This is a genomic window from Mesorhizobium sp. M0626, assembly GCF_040320665.1.
Taxonomy (GTDB): domain Bacteria; phylum Pseudomonadota; class Alphaproteobacteria; order Rhizobiales; family Rhizobiaceae; genus Mesorhizobium.
The window spans coordinates 11,868-33,543 of the sequence record NZ_JAMYQD010000026.1 but is presented as its reverse complement, the minus strand read 5'-3'; the positions used below and the strand labels follow the sequence as shown (position 1 = coordinate 33,543).

Genomic DNA, 21,676 nt, shown 5'->3' with positions numbered 1-21,676 from the left:
CGCGTCATGCGAATACCTCGGCCTCAGCAAGCGCCGACGCCTTGAGGTCCTTGGCCGAGAGCTCGAAGGCGCCGGCCGGCGACGGCCAATCGATGCCGATATCAGGATCGTCGAAACGGATCGATCGATCATGCGCCGGCGAATAGGTGTCGGTGACCTTATACAGAACCTCGGTGTCCGGCACGAGCGTGACGAAACCGTGCGCGAAACCCTTCGGCACGAGGATCTGGTTGCCTTTCTCGGCCGATATCTCGAGCGCGACCCATTTTCCGAAGGTTTTCGAGCTGCGGCGGATGTCGACCGCCACGTCGAGAATGCGGCCTCTGATTACGCGCAGCAGCTTGTCCTGCGCGTGTGGAGGCAGTTGATAGTGAAGCCCCCGCACGACACCTGCGGCAGCCGAATAGGAATGATTGTCCTGGACGAAACGCAGATCGATGCCGGCCTCGGCAAAGGCCTCGGCATTCCAGGTTTCGATGAAATAACCGCGCGCATCGCCGTGCCGCTTCGGCACGATTTCCAGCACGCCGTCCAAACCGAGCTGCCTGACTTCCAGCACCCTATGTCTCCGTCAGCTCGGTGACACGCCGGCGCAGATAGGCGGCGTATTCGTTCTTGCCCAGGCGCGTGGCGCGCTCAAGCACCTTGTCGGCGGTCAGCCAGCCCTGCTCGAAAGCGATTTCTTCAGGACAGGCGACCTTGATCCCCTGGCGGTGCTCGATCGTGCGCACGAAGGAAGAGGCTTCATGCAGGCTGTCATGCGTGCCGGTGTCGAGCCAGGCATAGCCGCGGCCGAGCTGATGCACATGCAATTTCCCGCGCTCGAGATAGACGTTGTTGACCGCCGTGATCTCGAGTTCGCCGCGCGCCGAGGGCTTGATCGTCGACGCGATGTCGACGACCTCATTGTCGTAGAAATAGAGGCCGGTGACCGCCCAGTTGGACTTCGGCTCCCGCGGCTTCTCCTCGATCGTCAAAGCCGTGCCGCTGAGCTTGTCGAACGACACCACGCCGTAGCGCTGCGGGTCCTCGACATGGTAGGCGAACACCGACGCGCCGCTTTGGCGCTGCGCAGCAGTGCGGCAGAGCTGCGACAGGCCCTCGCCGAAATAGATGTTGTCGCCGAGAATCATTGACACATTATCCTTGCCGATGAAGTCGCGGCCGATGATGAAGACCTCGGCAAGCCCGTTGGGCTGCGCCTGCTCGGCATAGGAGAATTCGACCCCGAATTCCGAACCGTCGCCCAGCAACTCCCGAAACACCGGCAAGTCGCGAGGTGTCGAAATGATCAAAATCTGGCGGATACCGGCGAGCATCAAGACGCTCAGCGGATAAAAAATCATCGGCTTGTCGTATATCGGCAGAATCTGCTTAGAGATCGCTAATGTAAGGGGATACAGACGCGTCCCGCTGCCTCCTGCAAGGATTATTCCCTTCAACAAGCTCTCCTTGAATTACCGGCCCCCGCCTCGAAATCAAGTTGCCCGTGCTTAGGTTTCGCGCAATGGCTTGTCAATTCAATCTCGGCCGTGGATCGGCGCCAGAATTACTCTGCATCTGCCGCCTCGCGGCAATTTGACCGACCAGGCACAAGCTGACGGTGCAAATGGGCGTGGCGATTTGGCAACCGGCTTGCACCATCGGCTGGCGGACGCGTGACAACAAAAAGCCGGCGGGCCTTGGACCCGCCGGCTCATTCATTTGTCCGGTTTCAGGGCTGCTTGGGCAGCAGCGACCATACCGCCGGCACCAGGCTGGCGGCGAGCGCAACCTTGATCAGGTCGCCGAGGACGAACGGCAAAACGCCGAACTGCCACGCCTTTTCCGCGCCGATGAGGGTGGCCAGCCAGGCAAAGCCCATGGCCATCATGACGATTTCGGCGACCAGCATGGCGTTGAACAACTTGATCGGGTGGCGGTCCCAGCCGCGGTCGGCGGCCCAGCCGACAATGGCCGCCATGACGACGAAGCCGGCGAGATAACCGCCGGTGCCGCCGATCATGTAGGCGATGCCGATGCCCTTTTCAGGCGTGCTTTGGAAGACCGGGAAGCCCATGGCGCCTTCGGCCATGTAGAGAAGCAGGGTAGCGACGCCAAGCCGCAGGCCAAATGCAGTGGCGATCAGCAGGACGGCCAGCGTCTGCAGCGAGATGTCGACCGGCCCGAGCACGACTTTCGTCTTGGCCGACAGGGTCAAAAGCAGCGTTCCGGCGATCGCCAGCAAAAGCTGGGTTGCCAGGCGCTGCGCGCCCTCCTGGGGCAAAGCGAGAGAAACAAGCGGGCGCATCGTCGTTGCAAGTGCCATGGTCTTCCCCAATCCGGATTGCCGCAGATCGCGGCCTTGCGTTTTTCTATATTGGCTTCCGTGTTATGCGGCAATCAGTTTTGCCGTCTTCCTGAACAGAGATTCAACGACACCGCCATGGCGCTCAAATTCGACACCAGCTTCGATCCGGCATATGGCGAGGGCGTCACCGTTGCGCCGGACGTCTTGCGCGTCACCGCCAAAAACCCCAGCCCGTTCACCTTTCACGGCACCAACAGCTACATCGTCGGGCGCGATACGCTGGCGGTGATCGATCCCGGCCCCGATGACGAGGCGCATTTCCAGACGCTGCTCAAGGTGATCGCAAACCGGCCGGTCAGCCATATCTTCGTCAGCCACACGCATCGCGACCATTCTCCGCTGGCCGCCCGGCTGAAAGCGCACACCGGCGCTATTGTACTGGCCGAAGGCCCGCACCGCCCGGCAAGGCCGCTGCGGATCGGCGAGATCAACCCGCTCGACGCCAGCGCCGACACGGTTTTCGTCCCGGAGATCGCGTTGCCCGACAATGCGCTGGTCGAGGGCGATGACTGGACGATCCGGACGGTGCTGACGCCGGGCCACACCGCCAATCACGCGGCATTTGCGCTCGAAGGCACCGGCATCCTGTTTTCAGCCGACCATGTGATGGCGTGGGCGACATCGATCGTGGCGCCGCCGGACGGAGCGATGGCCGACTACATGGCCTCGCTCGACAGGCTGATCGCGCGCGGCGATCGCCTGCTGCTGCCCGGCCATGGCGGCCCGGTGACCGCGCCGCGCAGCTTCATGCGCGGCCTCAAGACCCATCGCAAGATGCGCGAACGGGCGATCCTCGAACGGATCCGCGACAGCGACCGGACGATCCCGGACATGGTCAAGGCTATCTACCGGGACACCGACCCGCGCCTGCATGGCGCCGCCGGCCTGTCGGTGCTTGCCCATCTCGAGGACCTGGTGGCGCGCGGCCTGGTTGCTACCCAGGGTGACCCGGCCATCGACGGCGTTTTTGTGCCGGTGGGGTAGAACTACTCAGCCGGCGCGGCACCCACCTGCCCTGCAACTTCCTGATCAAGTTCGGCGAGGAACCCGACGATGCGCGCCGCATTGTCGCCGAGGTCGTAGCGGCCGTAGCGGGAGGCTGAGCGCATGTCGACGACGATGGTGTCGCCATCATTGCTGACCCGGATGGCGACGTCGGCGGGCAGGCCTACGACGAAGCTCCGGGCAACGGCCGATATCGTCACCTCGTCTTGACCGTCCGTCACCGGATATGGCGCAGTAAGTTGCCAATCGCGGCGGTCGAGCACGGTTTCAACGGCGTCGACGACGGTTTCGAACGGCAGATTGTAGCTGTGCCCGGTGACCAGCGGATAGGCGTCGGCCTGCAGGCGCACTTCGCCAGGCGTTGGCGGCGCGAGCACGTTCATGTCCTTGGTGCGGTCGCTGGTCTCGAGCACCGGCGGATTGTCGAGGTCCGTCGAAATGTCCCTCAGGGGCGGCGTGGTCGCCGCCAAATAGGTGGCAAAGCCGTAGGGCGTCAGCACCAGCAGCGCCAGCAGGGCGCCGACCGAGAGGTCGCGGCCGCCACGGTCACCGAAATGCCACAGCCGGGACAAAGCGAGGCCGGCAAACAGCAAAGCGAACGCGGCAAGCAAGGCGACGATCGCCAGCACCCACAGGAAGGCCGGCGTTTCGACCAGTTCGAAATGATGGCCGGCCAGCACGGTGAGCAGCAGGACCAGGGCAAAAGCGCCCGTGCGCCGCGACCAGCCGGCCGCCTTCGATGTCTGCCGCTCGTCAATTTCCATTGTCTTCAGCACCGCCCCAACCCGCACAGACGCTTAGAGCAAAGGATGCTCAAATTGAACATCCCCTGCCCTAACGTTTTTGCGGCCGGTAGCTTGAAGGTCAAGGAAACGCACGGTCCCGGTCAATCCGTCGGCAGGCGGTAGTCGCTGAACTGCTTGCGCAAGGTGATCTTCTGGATCTTGCCGGTGGCGGTGTGCGGGATTTCACTGACGAAAGCGACGTCGTCGGGTATCCACCATTTCGGCACCTTGCCGTCCATGAACGCCAGTATATCGGCCTTGCTCGGCTCCTTGCCGGGCTTGGCGACCACGACCAGCAAGGGCCGCTCGCCCCATTTCGAATGATGGACGCCGATCGCCGCGGCCTCGGCGACATCGGGATGGCCGACGGCGAGGTTCTCCAGGTCGATGGTCGATATCCACTCGCCGCCCGACTTGATGACGTCCTTGGCGCGATCGGTGATCTGCATGTAGCCGCCGGAATCGATATGGGCGACATCGCCAGTGTCGAACCAGCCGTCCTTGTCGAACTGCTCGGCTCCGACGCCGCCATAATAGGCGCTGGCGACGGCTGGACCGCGCACCTTCAGCCGGCCGAAGGTCTTGCCGTCCCAAGGCAGTTCCTTGTCGTCGTCATCCGTCACCTTCATCTCGACCCCGAAGGGCGGGTAGCCCTGCTTGCCCTGGATATCGAGCCGGTCCTCGCCCTCGAGCGCTTGATACTGCGGCTTCATGGTGCACAGCGTGCCGAGCGGTGACATTTCGGTCATGCCCCAGGCATGGATGACTTCGACACCGTAATTGTCCTGGAATTTCCTGATGATGGCGCGCGGGCAGGACGAGCCGCCGATGACGACTTTGCTGAGATAGGGAAGCTTCTTGCCGGTGTCTTCCAGATGCTGCAGCAGCATCATCCAGACGGTCGGCACGGCGGCGCTGAAGGTCACCTTCTCGGTGTCGAGCAGCTCGTAGATCGAGGCGCCGTCCATCTTGCAACCGGGCATGACCAGCTTGGCGCCGATCATCGGCGCGCTCTGGCCAAGGCCCCAGGCATTGGCATGAAACATCGGCACGACGGGGAGGATCGTGTCCCGCGCGGAGAGGCCCATGGCGTCGGGCATGGCAGCAATCATGGCATGCAGCACATTCGAGCGGTGGCTGTAGAGCACACCTTTGGGATCGCCCGTCGTGCCGGAGGTGTAGCACATGCCGGCTGCGGTGTTTTCGCCGAAAACCTTCCAGGCGAAGTCGCCATCGGCCTCGTTCAACCAGTCCTCATAGGCAACCACATTCGACAGCGTCGTTTCAGGCAGATGCGCCTTGTCGGTCAGGACGATCACCTTTTTCAGCGATTTGACCGCGCCGGCGATCTTTTCCAGCAGCGGCATGAAGGTCAGGTCGACGAAGATCCCTCTATCCTGCGCATTGTTCATGATCCAGACGATCTGCTCGGGGAACAAACGCGGGTTGAGCGTATGGTAGATGGCGCCGATGCCCATGATGCCGTACCAGGCCTCTATGTGGCGCGCCGTGTTCCAGGCCAGGGTCGCGATGCGGTCGCCGAGCACAAAGCCATCGCGCTCCAACCGTTGAGCGACCTTGAGCGCGCGGCGATGAACTTCAGCATAGGTGGTGCGAACGACAGGACCTTCGATCGAGCGCGAGACGATCTCGCGCGTCCCGTGCTGCCGCTCGGCATTGTCGATCAGCTTGTGGCAGAGCAGCGGCCATTCCTGCATCAGTCCGAGCATCTGGTTCCTCCCATTGCTTCCTCGTTTTTCCCGTCTTTTGTTCCATTGTGGGACGAACGGACGGATTGTCCAGCCATGACGTCTCCAACCGTTAACGGCTGAAGCAAGCAGTGATCGAAAGGCGGGGAAAACCGCCACAATCCGGCCATCGTCGACGTTAAGGTTCGTTAACGGGGTAGGGGTGCGGATTGGCGACTGAAAGAGGTTCGCATGGACACGCAGCTCGACGGCAAGCAGATCGACGGCAAGCAGATCGATTACAGGCAGATCGACGACAGGCAGCTGGATGACAGCGAGGCCCAAGACGTGCAGTTGGACGATATTCAACTCGACGACAAAGAGCTTGAAGACACGCTTGCCGCAAGTCTGGCCGATCTCGTGCCGGAGGCCAAAAAGGTCTCCGAAGACGAATTTGTCGAGGTGGTCGGCGGCGCCCTTGAAGCGGTCGGCGGCACGCTGCTGTTCAAAATGTGCGTCCAGAACGAAGGCGAAGGCCAGCATGTCGCCGCCGCATCGATCGGCGATGGCGGCAATCGCCAGTTCCTGCTGCTCACCTTGCCGACAGGCGGCGGCCCACTGAAGGTCGAGACGACGTCAAGAAGCACCAACCCGGTAGCCGGTATTGCCGCGGCCTATGCCGGCCTCATGGACGTGTTCAAGACCGCAGCCTGAGCATTCCACGCGGGATCGTTTTTAGTGATCGGAAGGCCAGCTCTGGGCTACTGGCGAAGGCTTGCGCAACGGGTTCTCCAGACACATTTTAGAGACATGGGAAGCATCCCGCACGCTCTCAATCGGACTGTGCTCCCAATCGAACAAGGAGAACCCCGCATGGACCAGATCGCCAACCCCGCCCCCGGCTTTCAGAGCAATCCCGGCAAGGTCATCACCGTCGAACCCTATCGCGGTACCGTGGTCGTGCGTGCCGGCGATACGGTGATCGCCTCATCGACGCGGGCGAAGCTTCTGTCCGAACCGCCCTACCGCCAGGCATTCTACATCCCCTTCGAAGACATCGACTTCACCCAGCTCGGCAAAACCACCCTGTCGACCCACTGCCCCTACAAGGGCGACGCCAGCTACTGGAGCGTGCTGCCGGCCAGCGAGACCGGCAAGGACGCAATGTGGGGCTATGAGCAGCCGTTCGACGAAATGGCTGAGATTCGCGACCACGGCGCCTTCTATCCCGACAGGGTGACGATCGAAGCAGCACCGGCCTGAGCAAGCGACTCAAGCCGCCGTTGCTCGCTTCGTCATCCCAGGGTCTTCGCGACGGAGCTTCGCTCCTGTTTCATCCTGGGATGACGAAGCTCAGAGGCCTCGGCTAATCTCAAACGTCGGCGACGTCAGTCCAAAGGCGGTGAAACTGCCTGCCGCCGCCTGATCCTAATCAGTCGTCCCGTCGTTGCCGACACCGTCGGCGTCATCCAGCCGCACGAACATCAGCCCCTTGGCCTTCAGCGCGAGCAGACCTTGCACGACGCCCTCGCCGGCGGCGTGGGTCGGCTGGTTGATGTGGGCGATGATGACATCGCCATCCTTGGCGGCGGCGATGCGCCGGGCGGTTTCTTTTGCGCCGAGCAACGAGCCGCCATCGCCGTTGATCGAAAAGCCGGCGACCTTGAAGCCAAGCTTGCGGATCATGGCGATAGCCGACGGGCTGTATTCGGCGGTCGCGCCGCGAAACCATTTCGGCGCCGGCTCGCCGGTGCCAGCGAGAGCGGCAGCGCCCGATTCGACTTCGGCCTGCACCGCTTCCGGGCTGCCGGCGCTGCGGATGCCATAGATCTTGCGCGGCGTGTCGACGGCCGGGATGTGATGGCCGCCATGGTTTTCCAGTTCGAACAGGTCCGGATGCGCGCGCATGATCTCGACGGCGGCGGCGTTGCGCTTCAGCCAGATACCGGTGACGAAGATCGTCGCCGGAATCCGGTTCTCCACCAGCGCCGACAGGATCCTCGTATCGGTCTGGCCGCCGCAGGCGTCGAGCGTAAGCGCGACGCGGCCGACACTGCTACCGTCCTCAGCCTTCAGATGCAGCGCCGGCTCGACAAGCGGCGCGGCCTGGGCCGAGGACACGGCCACGATAGATAGCGCCAAGGCGCAAAACAGCTTTTGCAAGGGATGCCTGTCTTGTCTGAGAATCGGCGCTGTCATAGCCGCATCCCAGGACCCGCAACAAGGCGGAAATCGGGATAGTGGCCGTGAGAAAGCTGATATCCCGACAATGTGACCGCCGCGCACCGTCAGACGGCGTGTTCCAGTTCCACATGCGTGCGTGACAGGACTTCGCGCACGGCCGCGACGACCGGTTCGACCTCGAGGCGCCAGACGCAGCAGGCCTTGCTGGGATCGAGCGGATTGCACAGGCTGCCCGCCACGCAATTGCACGGCATGGATGGCTGCAAGGCGAGGCTGGGCACGCCGACCGGTCCCCAGACGGCCGGGCTGGTCAGGCCGAAAAGGCCGACAACCGGCGTTCCGGCCGCTGCTGCCATGTGCATGGGGCCGCTCTCATTGCCGACAAACAGCCGCGCCTGCTGCAACACCGCCAGCAGCGTTTCCAGCGACAGCGCGCCGACGAGGTTGACGATCGACGCGGCACTGGCGAGGATCTGCTCGGCCGGCTTGCGCTCGTCAGGGCCGCCGACGAGTACGAAATCCAGTCCGGTTTCGCGCGAAATCGTGTCGATCACGGCGGCAAAGCGTTCATGCTGCCAGCGCCGGCCGTGAAAACTTGCGCCGGCATGCACCGCGATAAAGCCGTTTGGCCGCAAATGGTGTTTGTCCAGCAATGCCTGGGCCCTCGCCGTCTCCATCGGCAATGGCCGAATCGACGGCACCCGCACGCGCAGGCCGACGCCGAGCGGCTCGAGCGGCGAAAGGTAGCGGTAGAGATAGTGACGTTCGCCAAAACCGAACGGCTCGGCAAAGACATTGGCGGGCTGGCGCTCATGCCAGCGCAGCGGCCTTTCCGGAGGATTGTAGCCGATGCGGGTGCTGGCGTTGAGGAACCTGACGATGAGCCGCGATGTCTTTGAATCGGTGAGGTCGATGGTCAGGTCGAAACGGAATTGGCGCAGCTTGCTGATCATAGAATAGAGCTCGCGCCCACGCTCCAGCGGGGTGCCGCGCATGGCGGCGCGGCGGAAGCTGACGACCTCGGCGGCGATGCCGTGCGCGGTGACGAAACTGGCGAGGCGCGCCTCGCAGAGAAAGACGATCCTGACACCGGGATATTCGAGCTGCAGGTTCTTGGCGAGCGTGGAGGACAGAACAATATCGCCGATGAACTTGGTCTGGATAATCAGGATCGAGCGGAAGGGTCTGGGCGAAATCTGTAACATCTTTTTCTCGGCACCGGGCGGGTTGGGGGGCCGTGAAATTGGGAAGAAACGATGTCGGGATTGCGTGTTGGGGCGCGCACATCAGCGTGAATTTGCTTACAAAATCGTAAGCTTAGCGCCAAACGGCCACCCACGGGTGGCCGTTTCATCGATACCGAAAGGACTGTGTCGAAATCAGGATGCCGCGGCGCTCTTTTTGGGGCGCGGCACTGCTGTTTTGGCAATCTGCACCGCGGCTTGGGCTGCGGCCAATCTCGCGATCGGCACGCGGTAGGGAGAGCACGAGACATAGTCGAGGCCGACCTCTTCGCAGAAGCGGATCGAGGCCGGATCGCCGCCATGTTCACCGCATATGCCGAGCTTGATGTCGGGCCGTGTCGCCCTGCCCTTTTGCGCAGCCATGCGCACCAGTTCGCCGACGCCCTCGATGTCGAGCGAGACGAACGGGTCCTGCTCGATGATGCCTTTCTGCCGATAGGTCTCGAGGAAGGACGCCGCATCGTCGCGCGAGATGCCGAAAGTGGTCTGGGTGAGGTCGTTGGTGCCGAAGGAGAAGAACTCGGCCGTAGCAGCGATGACGTGGGCGCGGATCGCCGCGCGCGGAAGCTCGATCATCGTGCCGGTGAGATAGTCGATCTTGACGCCGGTCTCGTCCATGACAGCCTTGGCGACCGCATCGATGCGCGCCTTGACGTAGTCGAGCTCCTTCACCAGGCCGACCAGCGGCACCATGATCTCGGGAACGACCAGCGCGCCGGCTTTCTTGCCGGCCTCGACGGCTGCCTCGAAAATGGCGCGCGCCTGCATCTCGGCAATCTCGGGATAGGAGACGGCGAGGCGGCAGCCGCGATGGCCGAGCATCGGGTTGAACTCGTGCAGGGCTTCGGTGCGCTGCCTGAGCTTGTCGAGCGAGACGTTCATGGCGGCGGCGACCTCCGCCACCTCCGCTTCCGTCTTGGGCAGGAATTCGTGCAGCGGCGGATCGAGCAGCCGGATCGTCACCGGCAGGCCGGCCATGATCTCGAACAGTTCGAGGAAATCCGAGCGCTGCATCGGCAACAGCTTGGCAAGCGCGGTGCGGCGGTCCTTCTCGGTATCGGCCAGGATCATCTCGCGCATGGCGACGATACGCTCGCCGTCGAAGAACATGTGCTCGGTGCGGCAGAGGCCGATGCCTTCGGCGCCGAAGGAGCGCGCCATGCGCGCATCGAGCGGCGTCTCGGCATTGGTGCGCACCTTCATGCGGCGCACCGCATCGGCCCATTCCATGATGGCGGCGAAATCGCCCGACAGTTCCGGCTGCAGCATCGACACGGCGCCCTTCAGCACCTGGCCGTTGCTACCATCGATGGTGATGATGTCGCCCTTGCGGAAGGTCTGGCCCATCGACATCAGCGTGCCGGCCTTGTAGTCGACACGCAGCGAGCCGGCGCCCGAAACGCAAGGCTTGCCCATGCCGCGCGCGACCACGGCGGCGTGGCTGGTCATGCCGCCGCGCGTGGTCAGGATGCCTTCTGAAGCATGCATGCCGTGAATGTCTTCGGGGCTGGTTTCGATGCGCACCAGGATTGCCTTGCGACCTTGCGTCTTCAGATCCTCGGCATCGGCGGACGAGAAGACGATCTCGCCGGTCGCGGCGCCCGGAGAAGCCGGCAGGCCGACGCCGATGACATCGCGCGCGGCCTTGGGGTCGATGGTAGGATGCAACAGCTGATCGAGCGAGGCGGGATCGATGCGGGCGACCGCCTCCTCCGTCGTGATCAGCTTGTCGCGCGCCATTTCGACGGCAATCTTCAGCGCCGCCTTGGCGGTGCGCTTGCCGGAACGCGTCTGCAGCATCCACAATTTGCCGCGCTCGATGGTGAATTCGAGATCCTGCATGTCGCGGTAGTGCTGTTCCAGGCGGTCGGAGATGTCGACGAAGGACCGGAACGCGTCCGGCATCAGTTTCTGCAGCGACGGCTTGTCGGAGCCGGCGGCGATGCGCGCCGCCTCGGTGATGTTTTGCGGCGTGCGGATGCCGGCTACGACATCCTCGCCCTGCGCGTTCACCAGGAATTCGCCATAGAGCATCTTTTCGCCGGTCGAGGGGTTGCGCGTGAAGGCGACGCCGGTGGCCGACGTCTCGCCCATGTTGCCGAATACCATGGCCTGGACATTGACCGCCGTGCCCCAGCTTTCCGGGATGTCGTGTAGGCGCCGGTAGGTGATGGCGCGGTTGTTCATCCAGCTGGAAAACACCGCGCCGATCGCCCCCCACAGCTGCTCGTGCGGGTCCTGCGGAAACGGCTTGTCGAGTTCCTCCTCGACCTTGGCCTTGTAAAGGGCGATGACGCTCTGCCATTCCTGCGCTGTCAGTTCGGTGTCGAGCTCGTGGCCGAGGCTCGCCTTCTGGTCCTCCAGGATTTCCTCGAACACTTCGTGGTCGAGACCCATGACGACATCGGAATACATCTGAATGAAGCGGCGGTAGCTGTCATAGGCAAAGCGGGCATCGCCGGAATCGGCTGCCAACGCCTCGACCGTCTCGTCATTGAGGCCGAGATTGAGCACGGTGTCCATCATGCCCGGCATCGAGGCCCTGGCCCCGGAGCGGACCGAGACCAGAAGCAGCTTCGACGGATCGCCGAAACGGCGCCCCGTCAGCTGCCCGATATGGTCCAGCGCCTTGACGACATCGGCCTGCAACGCGGCCGGATAGCTGTTGCCGTTGGCGTAATAGGCGTTGCAGACTTCGGTGGTGAGGGTGAAGCCCGGCGGCACGGGCAGGCCAAGACTGCACATCTCGGCCAGATTGGCGCCTTTGCCGCCGAGAAGGTTGCGGTCGCCCGCACGTCCCTCCGCGGCGCCATCGCCGAAGGTGTAGACCCATTTGGTCATGCTCGCCCTCCAAGTCCTCGGAAGATAGAACACCGGGGCCAAGACCCGGTTCCCCCGCGTTCCGACCCGAGCGTTATTATGCTGCAGTGCGAAAGGCAAGGTGTGGCAGCGAAGCCCGGCGACTACAATCGATTAAGCAAAAGCTGCGTCGAAAAGACTTGCCGGATCGCTGCCCAGGATATAGAACATATAGGGAACAAGTTGGGAGCAGCGTGATGAAACTCAACGGAAAACTCGACTATCTCGAACTGCCCGCGACCGGCGCGACGCTGGACAGCGTCAAGGCTTTCTACAGCGCCGCCTTCTCGTGGTCGTTCACCGATTACGGGCCGACCTATTCGGCCTTCGGCGAAGGGCTCGATGGCGGCTTCCAGGCCGATGCAGCGGAGGCGCCGGCGAAACCATTGCCGGTGCTCTATTCGCAGGATCTGGAAGCAACGCTCGACGTTGTCGAAAGCGCCGGCGGCACGATCGTCAAGCCGATATTCTCGTTCCCGGGCGGCAGGCGGTTCCATTTCACCGATCCCGCTGGCAACGAGTTGGCGGTCTGGGGCGAATAGCGCGTCCCCGCGCCAAGCGGTGGATCAGTTTTGCACAGTGGCCAACTCGGCATTGAGCTTTCGTGCCGCTCGTCCTATAAGGCCGCGCGCAACGGGCAAAGCTCGCTTGCTGGGGCGTCGCCAAGTGGTAAGGCATCGGTTTTTGGTACCGACATTCCCAGGTTCGAATCCTGGCGCCCCAGCCAAAAAAACCCTAAATGACTGTTCTAGCTCACTTTCTTCCGCAGGTGGAGAAGCAGCATCGAGGGTTGCTACAAATGACTGCTACAAAAGCGGTCGAGGACGCCGCCTACTCAATGTAATACGGCGCGGTGGCGTCTTTCATTTTCGCAGGGTCGTGCCAATGATCCTGCGTCTGCGCATCGGACGCTCCGAGCTGGTACGCAGCCTGTCCACAAATACGATTGCCTCTGCCAGAATGCGCGCCGATCTGCTTTACAGGCATTCCGAGGGACTTTTCGCAGCCGCCACCATGCTCTCATCCGATGAAATCGCCGGGTTGGTTAAAGAGTTTTATGAGCTCACTCTGACCATTGATGACCACAGGCGGCTCTTTCCCGAGCAACAGTGGTCCGAAGAGGATCACCGAGCGCGGTCGGAATATCTCGATCAATCGCTCGCGGAACAGCGCGACGCCCTACGCAAGGACGACTTCGAAAAGGCCAATCCCGCCGCCCAAGTCGTGATGGCTCGCCGAAATTTGTCTCAAGCCGACCTTGGCCCAGGCGAATACAACCAAATCCGACAGGCGATTTTACGCGCGAGCATCGACATCATTGGCGAGCTGCGCGCCCGGCAAGAAGGCGACTACAACTACGAATCAAAGGACAAGTTGGTTAGAACTGCTCTCGATGGGAGCACCGGCGGAGGACTTTCCCAGCAGACAGTGCCCCTCCCGACTCTTGTTCAGAAGGCGCCGAATATCGGCCCGACCTTCTCAGAGATCGCTGAGGCTTTTCGTTCGGACCAAATTGCGATCAAAAACTGGGATCAACAGACTGCCTCGCAGGCGCGAGCGACCTATCGGTTGTTTGCAGAGATTTGTGGTGATCGTCCTCTCCAGGCCTACACCCGCGCTGATGCCGACGAGTTTCGCAAGAAAGTCCAACGGTTGCCCTGGGACTATTCGAAAGCTCCTGCCTATCGGGGTCAGACGGTAGACGGGATTCTGAAGATTGCCGCAGCACAAGCGACTGCCAGAGACGTGCAGCTGCTAACGCAGCGTACAGTCAAACGGCATTTTTCTGTCCTAAGCGGCCTGTGGGCTGCCGTGCTGTCAGCTGGATCGGTCGAGCAAAACATTTTCAGTGGATTCCGCTTCGCAGCGTCGAAAAAGGCTTCGGAACAGCGGGACATGTGGACGGCGCCGGAGCTGAAGGTGCTATTCACGTCACCAATTTATACGGGCTGCAAGTCGGAAGCTCGCCGAGCCGAGCCAGGTTCTCTGGTCCTTAAGGATGAGCGCTACTGGCTTCCCTTGATCGCCCTTTTTTCGGGAATGCGGCAAGAAGAGATTGCGCAGCTTCATGTCGATGACGTTAGGGAATCCGATGGCATCGTATATTTCGACATCAATGACAACCCTCCGCGGATGTTGAAAAATGCGAACGCTGCGCGTCAGGTGCCGCTCCACTCTGCGCTTATCCGGATTGGCTTTTTGGAGTACGTGGACCACTGTCGCAAAGCACGACAGACGAGGCTCTTTACGAACTTGAAGCCCGGCGGAGCGGACAATCGTCTGGGTCATTCATTTTCAAAGTGGTTCACACGCTATCGGCGCGACATAGGTGTCTACCGGAAGGGGCTGGATTTCCACAGCTTTCGACATACAGCCAGCACTTTGATGCACCAAGCTGGTATCGAGCGCGCCGTTCTGGACCATGTAACAGGTCACTCCACGCCCGGAGAGACGAGCAGATACGTCAAAGCGTCTGCCCTAAGACAACTTCAGATGGCTATCGATGCGATCGACATCGGCGTCGATGTACTAGCTTCGCTTCAAGCTCGAGCGAATGTGAAACCGTTCGTTCGTCCACAATTGAGGTATCGGAGGCGACCCCGATCATCAGCAAGAACCCGTGACCCCAGCTGATAGGATTAGGCCACTCATTCAATACATCGTGCCGGTTGCTGGTGCTGAAAAAGCGGAAGCACAGGCCGACCGACCTTGCTTAGCATCCGGAAGGGCCATCTGCCGCTTTGGGGCCGAAAGCAGACGGTCCGGTTCCAGAATTAACTAGCGGGAAAGGCGCCATTTCGCTGGCGACCCCATCTCAGCCGCAACGACGTTGCTGACGCGTCGCGCCATAATCGGACCTCGGTGCGACTGCATAGGGACAACAGTGGGCCTCATGGCAGATTGAAACCAGCGTAGGGTTTCAGCGGGACGATTTCGAAGTCAAGCATCCCCGCCCTCGCCAGCGGCAACGTCGCCAGCTTCTCGCGAACCTCGATCTCGTCCCTCGCCTCGACGATCTGGCACGCACCGGGCATGTCACCGCGATGCCAGATCTGGCGCGTGAAGCCGATGCTATAGAGATGGCGGGCCTGTGCCCCCTCGCTGGGTACCAGCTGTTCGAAATCCGCTTCGCTGAATTGGTCGGTCCGGCGCCGAGACAAGACGAGGAATTGCATCGGTCCGGTCTCCAGAAACTTACGCGACTGCCGCGATCGCTTGTGCGGAGCGACCAGACCGGACGCCCTTCACCAGATCGGCGCCTTTTTCGCCGATCATCATCGTCGGTCCATTGGTGTTGCCGCTGATCAGCACCGGCATGATCGATGAGTCGATCACCCGCAGTCCGTCGACTCCCCGCACACGCAGTTCGGGATCGACGACTGCGGTCTCGTCGACGCCCATCTTGCAGGTGCCAACAGGGTGATAGTCGCAGCAGGCATATTGCCTGATGTAGGCCATCAATTCCTCGTCGGTCTTCGCAGCCGGCCCAGGCAGCCGCTCGACCTTGACGAACTTGCCGATTTCGCTTTGCGCCAGCACGTCCCGGATGATCCGTACTGATTTCAATGCCATGCCGCGATCGTATGGGTCAGAAAGATAGTTGGGGTCAACCAGCGGCTCGTCGGCGGGGTTCGACGAGCGGAGCTTCACCGAGCCGATGCTACGTGGTCGAAGGAATGTCGAGTTGATGGTGAAACCATGCCCATCCAGTCGCGTCTGGCCGCCGCGCACCACCAACGCTGGCGCGATGTGAATCTGAAGGTCGGGCCGCTTCGCTCCCTCACTTTGGAAAAAGCCACCGCCCTCGACAATGACCGAGGCGGCAGGGCCATTGCGATAGAGCAGCCAGCGAATGCCGTGCAGGAGCGCCTTGGGATAGCGATCTTGGCCGTCATAGCTGATCGGGTCCTTGAGCGTCAGATGGACGTTGGTGCAGAGATGGTCCTGGAGATTCCGACCCACACCGCTGAGATCGGCGATCGGCGCGATCCCTAGAGCTTTCAACTCGTCGGCCGGTCCGATACCGGACAGCATCAGCAGGCGCGGCGAGTTGATGGCTCCTGCCGATACGATCACCTCGCTTTCGGCCCGCAGCACCTTCCGCGTTTTGCCCTCGGAAAGCTCGACGCCGACGGCGCGGCCGTTCTCGACAACGATCCTTGTAACCCGGGCATGGGTCCTGACCGTCAAATTGGGCCGTCTGCTGACGGGATGCAGATAGGAGACGGCGGACGAGCGGCGGCGGCCATCGCGACAGGTGACCTGGTAGAAGCCGGCGCCATACATGGTGTCGCCGTTGAAGTCGGGATTGAACGGCAGGCCATATTGTTGCACGGCGCGGATAAAGGCCCGGGTCAATGGGTGCGGGCCGACCTGATCCGAAACTGCGAGCGGACCGCCCTGCCCGTGATAGCGATTGGCGAGCCGATCATTGTCCTCGGATTTACGGAAATAGGGCAAGACATCCTCATAAGCCCAGCCGTCGTTTCCGAGTGCTGCCCAATTGTCGTAGTCCTCCTTTTGGCATCTGATGTAGATCATCGCGTTGATCGAGCTCGAGCCACCAAGCGTCTTGCCTTGCGGATACCAGATGGAGCGGTTGTCGAGGTTCTTCTGCGGCACCGTGTGGAACCGCCAGTTTACGCCTGGCCCGAACAGCTTGCCGATGCCGCCAGGAATATGGATCATCGGATTCCAATCCCGGCTGCCAGCCTCCAGCAGCAGGACCTTGACGTCAGGATCCTCGGACAGGCGGTTTGCAAGCACGCAACCGGCCGAGCCCGCGCCGACAATGATGTAATCCCACATAATTCTGCCTCCACTCGCGCCCGAAGGCACCTTCCCGTCGGTGCGACGAAACCCGGCCGCCGACCTTGCGCCTCAGTCCTATTTGCCCCTGAAGGCCGGCGCCCGTTTCTCGGCAAAGGATCGCAGCCCTTCAATCCGGTCCTCCTTGCCGAACGCCTCGACGGTCAGCCGGTGCTCAATCTCTAGCCCGCTTTGCAGTTCGGTTTCGAATGCCGCCAGAACGGCCTTCTTGGCATAGGGCGTGATGGCAACCGACTTGGCGGCGATCGCAGCGGCGATCTCCAGCGCCCTCGACAGGAGCCTGTCGGCCGCCACGACTTCACTGACCAGTCCTTTGCGCTCGGCGAGCGTCGCATCGACCATGTCGCCGGTCAGCACCATCTGCATGGCAAAGGATTTGCCGACGAGGCGTGGCAGACGCTGCGTGCCGCCATCGCCGGGAAACGAGCCAATCTTGATTTCAGGCGTCGCGAATTGAGCTGCCTGCGAGGCAATGATGATGTCGCACAGCAGCGCAAGCTCCAGCCCGCCGCCCAGCGCATAGCCGTTCACGGCGGCGATAATCGGCTTGGAGAAGCCCTCAATGGCGCGCCAGCATGCCAGCCGCTCTGGATCGGTATAGGAGGCGACGCCGCGTTCCAGCATGTCAGAAATGTCGGCGCCCGCCGCAAAGGCGCGACCGGCACCCGTTAGCACCACGCAGCCGACCTCTGGATCGGCGTCATAGCCAGCCAGCAGTTGGCTCAATTCGGCTAGCAGCGCTTTGGACAAGGCGTTCAACTTGTCCGGCCGGTTGAGCGTCAGCAGTCGGATGCCGGGCGCCGGTTCCACTGCCTGAACTAGGCGGTCCATCATCGATCAGGCGACCTTCCTGTAAAGCGTCTCCGCGCTCAATCCGGCAGCAGCCAGCAGTCCCCGGATCTTCTCGATCTCGGCGGGGTTTGGCTTCATCAATGGAGGCCGGACATGAGCTTCGTCCAGTCGCCCGAGCAGCACCAGCGCCTCTTTCATGCGATTGTGCATATCGAGAAGCGGCGCGTCATAAAAGGCCCGTACCGTGGGATAGATGCGGTCATTGATCGCCTTGGCAGTCTTGAGATCGTTCGCCTGCACGGCGCGAAACAGCGCAACCTGAAGGCTGGCGATGACGCTGCCGGCGCCCGACAAGAGCCCGTCGCAGCCAAGCGCCAGAGAGCCGAGTAGCCAGGCGCTGTGGGTGGTGAGGGTGTTGACCGGACGGTCGAGAGCTTTCAATTCGCGGATCTGTCGTTCATGCAAATTGCCATCGCCGCACTGGTCCTTGATCGCGACGATCGAGGGAAAACGACGGCAGAGGTCGAGCAATGTCTGTAGCGGGTAGGCAAGGTTCGATGCCAGCGGATACTGGAACAGGATGATGGGAAGGTCGGACGCATCGGTGATGCGCTTCAGATGCTCGACGATCATCTCTGGTCGCAGGTGCCCACCGAGCGTCATGAAGTCTGGTGGGAAAACCAGGAGCGCGTCGGCGCCCTCCCGCTGAGCATAAGCAGCGATGCGCGCGGCCTCGAGGCTGGAGTTTGTATACACTCCGACAATGGTCGGAACCTGATCCTGCAACACATCCTTGGTTACCACGATCGCGTGGTATTGCTCGTCGATGGTGAGCGCGTGCACTTCGGCCGCATGACCATTGATGGTGATGCCGGAAATGCCTTCGACCGAGGAGACGTCAGCGAGGTGCTTGCGGTAGGCGCTCTCATCGACAGCCAGATCGGCGGTGAACGGCATCAGGCAGGCGGGAATGACGCCATTGGCAGCAAACGGTTTCTTGTCGCTCATCATCCAGTTCCTATTTGAAATTTCGGGACGCCGCGCCAGTGCGGCGTCCCGTTGCGCAGGGAGGACTTAGAAGCCCTTGCCGATCATGTCGGCGATATTGTCCGGGGTCACTGAGACCGTTGGCAAGGTGATCGTCTCCGGGACCTCTTCACCCTTGGCCACCTTGTAGGCGGTCTCGATCCCTTCCGGCGCCACGAACGGATAAACGAAGGTTGCGGCGAGCTTGCCCTGTTTGACTGCCTCGAAAGCAGTCTCCTGGCCGTCGATACCGACCACCGCCACTTCATTGAGCCGGCCGGCGGCCTCCAGCACCTGGATCGCGCCGAGTGCCATCTCGTCATTGTGCGCGTACACCGCCTGGATCTGGCCGGGACCAAACCGCTGCACCATGTCTTCCATGAACTTCACCGCCTTGTCGCGGGTGTAGTCACAGTTCTGCGATGCGACCACCTTCATGTCCGGGTGCTTTGCGATCGCTTCCGCAAACCCCTTGTTGCGATCGATGGTGGCCGATGCCCCCGCCGTCCCCTGCAACTCGATGATGTTGCCTTTGCCATTCAATTTCTTCGCAAGGAACTCGCCCGCGCCGACGCCGAGCGGCAGGTTCTCGCCGCCGACATGGACGGTGACGGGCGTGTTGACCTTGCGGTCGAGAGTCACAACCTTGATCCCGGCGTCCATTGCTTCCTTGACGACTGGCGTCAGTGCCTGCTCCGTCAGCGGCGAGATCATAAGCACTTTGATGCCTTGCGCGATCAGGCTTTCGACGTCTGCCACCTGCTTGGAAGCATCGTTGTTGCCGTCAGTGACGATAAGATCGATATCCGGATAATGCTCGGCCGCGTACTTCTTGTTGCCCTCCACCATGGCGACGCGCCAAGGATGATTCATGGTGCCTTGGCTGAAGCCGATCTTGATCTTGTCCTGAGCCAAGACCGCGCCCGGCATCATGGCGCCCAGTACCAGGGTGGCGGCAAGGGCCGTGGTGCGTAGGAAATGTCTGCGACTGGTCATTTTTCACTCCTCCATTGTTTTTCATTTCAGGCTCCAAAGCGCGACGGCCAGCCCGTCTGGCAAGTGCCGCCGCGCATGGATGTCAGGACCGTCTTTTGTGACGGTAGACCTCGAACATCACCGCAGCGATGATGATGGCGCCCTTCACGATCTGTTGCGTGAATGGCGATATTCCAAGCAAATTCAATATATTAGCCATGACGGCAATGATTGCGGCGCCGATCACGGTGCCGATGACGCCGCCTTCGCCGCCAAACAGGCTGGTGCCGCCGATGACGACGATCGAGATCGCCTCGAGTTCGAGATTGGTGCCGGCGGTGGGCTCACCAACGGTCAGCCGCGAGACGAAAACCAGGGCGGTCAGCGCCGACAGCACGCCTGAGATGGCATAGACCGACATCAGCACGCGCGGCACGTTGATGCCGGCAAGCCGCGCTGCCTCGGTGTTTGAACCGACCGCGTAGATCTGGCGACCGAAAGGCGTATGTCGCAGGACGACGAAAGCCGCGGCGGCTATGGCGACGAAGATCCAGATCGGTACGGGAATGCCGAAGAGAAAACCGCTGCCCAGATAGGAGAAAGCATCCGAAGCATCGCCAAGCGTCTTCGGCTCGCCGTTGGCGATAGTCATGGCAATGCCGCGCCCCATCACCAGCGTGCCGAGGGTCATGATGAAGGGCGGCATGCCGAAGAAAACGACGCCAGCTCCATTGATGGCGCCGAACACGGCTCCCATCCCCAGCGCCGCGATCATCGCCAACGGGATTGGAACGCCAGATGAAAGCATCAGCGCGGTTGCAACCGCGACGACGCCGACGATGGAACCCACAGAAAGATCGATGCCGCGGGTCAGAATGACGAAGGTCATGCCGACGCTGACGATGCCAAACAGCGCCATCTGGCGGCCGACATTCAACATGTTGCCGGTCTGGATGAAGCTCGGCGACAGATACACCGCGAAGGCGCACAACACGATCAGGACCCAGAGCAGGCCAAGGCTTTGCGCCCAGCCTCGCAACCGACCCACCGACCCCGGCCGGATCGACGCCAATCCTTGTCCCGTTGTCATCTCAGCCATTCCTTCCTCCCGTTTCGTCTGCCATTGCGAGGGTCGATTGCCGATGCAGCAGCCAGGCCACCGCGTCGGCCAGCCCGCCCTCGTCGCAAGACGGTCCAACGAAATGCGCGACCCGCTTGGCTTCCGGCACAGCGTTGCCGACCGTCACCGCCGTTCCTGCCCAGGCCAGCATGTCGAGATCATTCTCGGCGTCGCCGGCGGCCGCGCAGTCCTGCGCCGCCATTCCGAGCTCGGCCGCAACGGTCGCGATGGCGGTCTTCTTGGAGATACCGGGCGGACCGATCTCGAGCAGACGTGGATGCGATCCCGATACCGAAAGGCACGCGCCGAGTTGCACGCGGAGAGCTCCAAAGGCTTCACGGTCGGAGGGCTGCGCGGCGACACACATGATCTTGCCGGGTTCGCCCGGCAGGTCTTCCAGCGTCTTCGCCACGATCAAAGGCTCTTTGGTCACGCCGGCTTCGCGTGCGATGGTCGGGTCTTGGGCAAGCGCGTGAATGTCGTGGCCGGTGAACCACATCGGTCGAACGCCCGCCGCTTGCGCCGTGGCCATGGTGTGCAGCGCATCGGTGCGACCGATCCGCTGATCGGACAGCGCAACGCCGGTCGAAACGTCGCCGATCCAGCCGCCGTTGAAGCAGATGGCGAGGCCTGCAATCCCAAGCTTCTCCGCATAGGGCTTCACCCCGAGCGGCGAGCGCGCCGTTGCCAGAATGATCGTGATGCCCGCCTCTCGCGCCCCGCGCAGAGCGTCCGCCACACGCTTCGGCAACGCATGGTCGTGCGTCAGCAAGGTGCGGTCGACATCGGTGACGATAAGGCGCGGAATGGTCATCGCC

Annotated in this window: 20 protein-coding genes and 1 tRNA gene; 6 read left to right on the top strand and 15 right to left on the bottom strand. The window is 62.0% G+C overall.

The genetic code is table 11. The features are described from left to right. Nucleotides 1–4: 4 nt before the first annotated feature. From rfbC to NKI37_RS27825, 3 genes are all read right to left on the bottom strand, one after another. Nucleotides 5–559 carry a dTDP-4-dehydrorhamnose 3,5-epimerase gene (gene rfbC, locus NKI37_RS27835; RefSeq protein ID WP_352790136.1) on the bottom strand — a complete coding sequence of 185 codons (555 nt, stop codon included), beginning with the start codon at nt 557–559 and terminating at the stop codon, nt 5–7. Nucleotide 560: 1 nt separating this feature from the next. After that, the gene (gene rfbA, locus NKI37_RS27830) at nt 561–1,442 is read right to left on the bottom strand and encodes a glucose-1-phosphate thymidylyltransferase RfbA (RefSeq protein WP_352790139.1); all 882 of its coding nucleotides are present in this window, start codon (nt 1,440–1,442) and stop codon (nt 561–563) included. Nucleotides 1,443–1,714: 272 nt separating this feature from the next. Continuing rightward, complete coding sequence (locus NKI37_RS27825) at nt 1,715–2,308, bottom strand: biotin transporter BioY (RefSeq protein ID WP_023703207.1); 594 nt, start codon at nt 2,306–2,308, stop codon at nt 1,715–1,717. Between the two features lie 117 nt (nt 2,309–2,425). Here NKI37_RS27825 and NKI37_RS27820 point away from each other — a divergent pair, with 117 nt between their 5' ends. Next, the gene (locus NKI37_RS27820) at nt 2,426–3,334 is read left to right on the top strand and encodes an MBL fold metallo-hydrolase (RefSeq protein ID WP_023692735.1); all 909 of its coding nucleotides are present in this window, start codon (nt 2,426–2,428) and stop codon (nt 3,332–3,334) included. 2 nt (nt 3,335–3,336) lie between these two features. Here NKI37_RS27820 and NKI37_RS27815 read toward each other — a convergent pair whose 3' ends face one another. Next, nucleotides 3,337–4,119 (bottom strand): DUF1499 domain-containing protein, encoded by a 783-nt coding sequence (locus NKI37_RS27815; RefSeq protein WP_023703206.1) that lies wholly within the window; start codon nt 4,117–4,119, stop codon nt 3,337–3,339. 122 nt (nt 4,120–4,241) lie between these two features. After that, nucleotides 4,242–5,870: a fatty-acid--CoA ligase gene (locus NKI37_RS27810; protein ID WP_023703205.1), complete on the bottom strand. Its 1,629-nt coding sequence runs from the start codon at nt 5,868–5,870 to the stop codon at nt 4,242–4,244. A 312-nt stretch (nt 5,871–6,182) separates the two neighbouring features. Between NKI37_RS27810 and NKI37_RS27805 the strand changes: the two genes are divergently transcribed. Both NKI37_RS27805 and NKI37_RS27800 read left to right on the top strand, forming a co-directional pair. Further along, a complete protein-coding gene (locus NKI37_RS27805) occupies nt 6,183–6,542 on the top strand; it encodes a hypothetical protein (RefSeq protein ID WP_023670697.1) in 360 nt (119 codons plus the stop codon). Nucleotides 6,543–6,701: 159 nt separating this feature from the next. Beyond that, nucleotides 6,702–7,091, top strand: coding sequence for a DUF427 domain-containing protein (locus NKI37_RS27800; protein ID WP_023670696.1), 390 nt, complete (start codon nt 6,702–6,704; stop codon nt 7,089–7,091). Nucleotides 7,092–7,256: 165 nt separating this feature from the next. Here the strand turns inward: NKI37_RS27800 and NKI37_RS27795 are convergent, their stop codons facing one another. From NKI37_RS27795 to ppdK, 3 genes are all read right to left on the bottom strand, one after another. Beyond that, the gene (locus tag NKI37_RS27795) at nt 7,257–8,027 is read right to left on the bottom strand and encodes a polysaccharide deacetylase family protein (RefSeq protein ID WP_050485822.1); all 771 of its coding nucleotides are present in this window, start codon (nt 8,025–8,027) and stop codon (nt 7,257–7,259) included. 89 nt (nt 8,028–8,116) lie between these two features. Next, nucleotides 8,117–9,217: a glycosyltransferase family 9 protein gene (locus NKI37_RS27790; protein ID WP_023670694.1), complete on the bottom strand. Its 1,101-nt coding sequence runs from the start codon at nt 9,215–9,217 to the stop codon at nt 8,117–8,119. 174 nt (nt 9,218–9,391) lie between these two features. After that, nucleotides 9,392–12,097 (bottom strand): pyruvate, phosphate dikinase, encoded by a 2,706-nt coding sequence (ppdK, locus tag NKI37_RS27785; RefSeq protein WP_023670693.1) that lies wholly within the window; start codon nt 12,095–12,097, stop codon nt 9,392–9,394. 215 nt (nt 12,098–12,312) lie between these two features. On the opposite strand from ppdK, the gene NKI37_RS27780 reads away from it, so the two are divergent. The 3 genes from NKI37_RS27780 (at nt 12,313) to NKI37_RS27770 (ending at nt 14,749) form a co-directional block, all read left to right on the top strand. Next, a complete protein-coding gene (locus NKI37_RS27780) occupies nt 12,313–12,657 on the top strand; it encodes a VOC family protein (protein ID WP_023670692.1) in 345 nt (114 codons plus the stop codon). 110 nt (nt 12,658–12,767) lie between these two features. Continuing rightward, nucleotides 12,768–12,842 (top strand) — tRNA-Gln (locus tag NKI37_RS27775). A 116-nt stretch (nt 12,843–12,958) separates the two neighbouring features. Further along, a complete protein-coding gene (locus tag NKI37_RS27770) occupies nt 12,959–14,749 on the top strand; it encodes a tyrosine-type recombinase/integrase (protein ID WP_502896379.1) in 1,791 nt (596 codons plus the stop codon). 257 nt (nt 14,750–15,006) lie between these two features. On the opposite strand, the gene NKI37_RS27765 is transcribed toward NKI37_RS27770, so the two are convergent. The 7 genes from NKI37_RS27765 to NKI37_RS27735 form a co-directional block, all read right to left on the bottom strand. Next, nucleotides 15,007–15,291 carry a muconolactone Delta-isomerase family protein gene (locus tag NKI37_RS27765; protein WP_023692728.1) on the bottom strand — a complete coding sequence of 95 codons (285 nt, stop codon included), beginning with the start codon at nt 15,289–15,291 and terminating at the stop codon, nt 15,007–15,009. Between the two features lie 19 nt (nt 15,292–15,310). After that, nucleotides 15,311–16,924: a GMC family oxidoreductase gene (locus NKI37_RS27760; RefSeq protein ID WP_023692727.1), complete on the bottom strand. Its 1,614-nt coding sequence runs from the start codon at nt 16,922–16,924 to the stop codon at nt 15,311–15,313. Between the two features lie 78 nt (nt 16,925–17,002). Then, a complete protein-coding gene (locus NKI37_RS27755; RefSeq protein ID WP_023692726.1) occupies nt 17,003–17,779 on the bottom strand; it encodes an enoyl-CoA hydratase-related protein in 777 nt (258 codons plus the stop codon). A 3-nt stretch (nt 17,780–17,782) separates the two neighbouring features. After that, on the bottom strand, nt 17,783–18,745 hold the full coding sequence (locus NKI37_RS27750; RefSeq protein WP_023692725.1) for a dihydrodipicolinate synthase family protein: 963 nt from the start codon (nt 18,743–18,745) through the stop codon (nt 17,783–17,785). 66 nt (nt 18,746–18,811) lie between these two features. Further along, on the bottom strand, nt 18,812–19,759 hold the full coding sequence (locus NKI37_RS27745) for a substrate-binding domain-containing protein (protein ID WP_023692724.1): 948 nt from the start codon (nt 19,757–19,759) through the stop codon (nt 18,812–18,814). Between the two features lie 82 nt (nt 19,760–19,841). After that, nucleotides 19,842–20,837: an ABC transporter permease gene (locus tag NKI37_RS27740; protein ID WP_352651664.1), complete on the bottom strand. Its 996-nt coding sequence runs from the start codon at nt 20,835–20,837 to the stop codon at nt 19,842–19,844. Beyond that, the gene (locus NKI37_RS27735) at nt 20,830–21,672 is read right to left on the bottom strand and encodes a Cof-type HAD-IIB family hydrolase (protein WP_023692722.1); all 843 of its coding nucleotides are present in this window, start codon (nt 21,670–21,672) and stop codon (nt 20,830–20,832) included. Before NKI37_RS27735 ends, NKI37_RS27740 begins: the two co-directional genes overlap by 8 nt. Between the last annotated feature and the right edge of the window lie 4 nt (nt 21,673–21,676).

Coding starts and splice junctions, on each gene's coding strand:
- NKI37_RS27755 (WP_023692726.1), bottom strand. CDS start 17,779: ATGATGGACCGCCTAGTTCAGGCAGTGGAACCGGCGCCCGGCATCCGA.
- NKI37_RS27750 (WP_023692725.1), bottom strand. CDS start 18,745: ATGAGCGACAAGAAACCGTTTGCTGCCAATGGCGTCATTCCCGCCTGC.
- NKI37_RS27735 (WP_023692722.1), bottom strand. CDS start 21,672: ATGACCATTCCGCGCCTTATCGTCACCGATGTCGACCGCACCTTGCTG.
- NKI37_RS27795 (WP_050485822.1), bottom strand. CDS start 8,027: ATGACAGCGCCGATTCTCAGACAAGACAGGCATCCCTTGCAAAAGCTG.
- NKI37_RS27790 (WP_023670694.1), bottom strand. CDS start 9,217: ATGTTACAGATTTCGCCCAGACCCTTCCGCTCGATCCTGATTATCCAG.
- NKI37_RS27780 (WP_023670692.1), top strand. CDS start 12,313: ATGAAACTCAACGGAAAACTCGACTATCTCGAACTGCCCGCGACCGGC.
- NKI37_RS27765 (WP_023692728.1), bottom strand. CDS start 15,291: ATGCAATTCCTCGTCTTGTCTCGGCGCCGGACCGACCAATTCAGCGAA.
- NKI37_RS27825 (WP_023703207.1), bottom strand. CDS start 2,308: ATGGCACTTGCAACGACGATGCGCCCGCTTGTTTCTCTCGCTTTGCCC.
- NKI37_RS27800 (WP_023670696.1), top strand. CDS start 6,702: ATGGACCAGATCGCCAACCCCGCCCCCGGCTTTCAGAGCAATCCCGGC.
- NKI37_RS27810 (WP_023703205.1), bottom strand. CDS start 5,870: ATGCTCGGACTGATGCAGGAATGGCCGCTGCTCTGCCACAAGCTGATC.
- NKI37_RS27820 (WP_023692735.1), top strand. CDS start 2,426: ATGGCGCTCAAATTCGACACCAGCTTCGATCCGGCATATGGCGAGGGC.
- NKI37_RS27740 (WP_352651664.1), bottom strand. CDS start 20,837: ATGGCTGAGATGACAACGGGACAAGGATTGGCGTCGATCCGGCCGGGG.
- NKI37_RS27815 (WP_023703206.1), bottom strand. CDS start 4,119: ATGGAAATTGACGAGCGGCAGACATCGAAGGCGGCCGGCTGGTCGCGG.
- ppdK (WP_023670693.1), bottom strand. CDS start 12,097: ATGACCAAATGGGTCTACACCTTCGGCGATGGCGCCGCGGAGGGACGT.
- NKI37_RS27760 (WP_023692727.1), bottom strand. CDS start 16,924: ATGTGGGATTACATCATTGTCGGCGCGGGCTCGGCCGGTTGCGTGCTT.
- NKI37_RS27745 (WP_023692724.1), bottom strand. CDS start 19,759: ATGACCAGTCGCAGACATTTCCTACGCACCACGGCCCTTGCCGCCACC.